This window comes from Fusibacter sp. (assembly GCF_057447755.1).
On record NZ_JBVBZF010000394.1, the window covers coordinates 1 to 2,948 of the forward strand.

General features: G+C 36.8%; 2 protein-coding genes. Both read left to right on the plus strand.

What is annotated here, in order from left to right:
• Positions 1-999: hypothetical protein (locus AC220I_RS20715; RefSeq protein WP_486725769.1), on the plus strand; the 999-nt coding region annotated here is incomplete at its 5' end.
• 72 nt (positions 1,000-1,071) lie between these two features.
• Positions 1,072-2,948, plus strand: a 1,877-nt coding sequence (locus AC220I_RS20720) for an S-layer homology domain-containing protein (RefSeq protein WP_486725770.1), incomplete at its 3' end; no start/stop codon positions are given.

The following is a 2,948-nucleotide window of genomic DNA, read 5'->3' on the forward strand; positions in this document are numbered from 1 at the left end:
GAATACACGGTTCCGATTCCATCGGATCCGACGAATTTGAAGGTCACAACTGTTAACGACACCTATATCAAGCTATATGACTACTTGTCACCTAATGCAAGCTATTTTGAGATTTATGTTTATTTGGGGTCTAAGACGGATACGGAACTTATTAAAAACACCTACAATGATTTTCAGTACTTGGGAATCACTAATATTGAGCCTTACAAAATCTCCTATTTACCTGGCTTTGAATTGCTTGGAGAAAACGATAGAATTGTATTTGTTCTTAAAGCAGTTAACAAATTTGGACCGTCTGGTTATTCAAATCTCGCCTCACTAGTCTTTAAGGATATTCAAGACATTAAAGAACTTGGTCCACCAGATATAGATGGTGGTATTGAAGTCCCTGATGGTAGAGACTATGAAATCGATGATGGTGGTAGTCAGGTTCAAGTAACATTTAACAGCAAGCAAATTAACAACATCGTTCAGGTAGATGCTTCTGATGTGGTTACAAAAGATACCAAAATCAAAATCATTAATGTGCCTGAAAGTATTGTAAAATCAAGCACCTCAAACATTACAATTAACTTTGGTAAGAGTATTTATAGGTTTGCACCAGTAACACTAAACACCTTGACCTTTAAAACCATGGCAGATTATTATGATGCCTATGCTCAAATTTTTGAGGACTTAACCATGAACCAGAATCGAGCATATTTAAAGCCAAATATTAGAGGTAAAAAACAAGTATCTGAGGTATTCTCCGTTAGCTTTAAAGCAACTTCAAATAACAGTACAAAGAATTTTACAGACTTAAGTCAATCTATGGATTTCAGTATTGTTTATGATGATACCTTCATAAGCATGGCTCAGGAATCCCAGATAGGACTCTATAAATACAATACAAGTACCAATAAGTATGAGCCATATTCTGCAGTTGTTGATACGGACAACAACAGGGTAACGGCACGAATTAGATCTGCTGGACATTATGTGTTATTGACAAATTACTAAAAGAAAAAGGCAGAATCTTATTGAAAATGATTTGAAAATATAAAAGACCAAGCGATGAGGAAGGGATGGCATATGAAAAAAATAACTGCATTACTCTTAATAATTTCAATAATACTGGTACCGAGTTTTGGTTCCATCAGTGTTTTTGCAGAGGCGCCATTTGACATCCCAGTTCCTGAGTTCACTGCAATCAAAACGAACGTAGACAGCGCGACTGACTATACAGCCTATGAAAAAGGACTTGAACTTATTGTAAACAGTACTTTTACAGATGTTAATAAGGATCCTAACAAAGAAGAAATTATTCGCATGGCAACACTTGGTATTGTGAAGCAATATGGTGATAGAAAGTACTACCCAGGCAATAATGCAACAGGCTATGATGCACTGGAGACTCTGGTTAGACTTGCAGGAAATGAAGCTGCTGTTATGCAACGTGTCTATGCACAAGCTGGAGGGACCTCATCAACAACAGCACTGGATTTGTTGATGAAGCAAGAGTATTTGGTTGAGGCTCAAAATTTGGGCATTATTACTCAAGATGAAATTGTAAATCTTCAAAATCCTGTTAAGAAGGAGCAATTGGCGGTTTGGGTAGGAAGAGAACTTGGTGTTGCACCGGTTTTTAGTCAAGAAACAGTTTTCAGCTTTAAGGACTGGGAAACGGTAAATCCAGTTTATCGCTCTGTGATTGAAAGTGTTGTTTCAGACGGTATTGTGCCCTTAAAAAATGATGGTGCATTTGGACCTAAAGATAATGTAAAACGAGGCGAACTTGCTCATATTGCTAAAGCGGCACTTGAATCCAATTATGCCCCCCTTAACATTACTTCGGGGTTTGGCCTTGTCATTGGGAGTAAATCTGAAAAGGTTTATGAGGATGGCAATACAATCACCAGAGAAACAATCACTGTTAAAAATACAGACGGTACAATTTCTAATTTAATTTCTGAGCAGCATACAAAAGGCAATAAGCTATATGATTTTGTGGTGTTTAAGAATGGCGTGCCATCGAATCATAAGTTTTTGAAAATTGGTGACGAAATTGAATACCTTCTACAAGATGACAAGGTTATGTATGCTCAAGCACTCGATCATGACTTGGTGCTCGAAAAAATAAACGCAAATACGCTTGCAGATGAATTTTCGATTTTTCATTACGGAACCGTTTCAGAAATCAAGACAAAAAATCGATCTAAAAATGGCAAAAATGTCATTACAGAAATTTATAGAGTAGTTGATGTGACTGGTGATGTTTTTGATATTCTCGTGGATGAGGATTTATACACGGGACTAAGAGATGATATTGTAACGTTTAAAAATGCCAAGGTGGGAGGCGTAAAACTTCTTAAAGAAGGTGACGTTCTCGAATATCTTGTAAATCCAGACAATGAAGTGATCTATATCAAAGTAGCACCACTTGAGTCTAAAACCATAGCGGGAACAGTGAGAGAAGTTACTCAAATGACAGATACAGAACCTGCTACAATGACGGTGTATGGCTTTGACGATAAGGTCTATCAATATCCGATTGCACCATATGCAGACATGAAAATCAATCAAAGATATACTGATTTAGCTAATTTTGTCTATGGCATGAACATCAGCATAAAAGTGGCTAATGGTTATATTATTAGCGCAGCAGGTGAATCCTATAGTGGTGAACCTGGCAGTATCCCTAAATATGGTAAGATGAGAATCGGAACTGTTGAGAGCGTTTACAAGCAAAGTATTAATATTATGCTTGAAAATGGGACCTATCAAATGGTTAACATCAATACTGGTACAGTGATTACAAAAGACGGTGGTGTCGTTTCGATCACGGCACTCAAGGTGGGAGACAAGATTAAGGCCTACTATAATGACATTTATACAGATACTGCATCTAAAATAGAAATTGAAGCACCTGAAATTCTCTTTGAAATTATTTATAAGGGTAAAATTAAGAA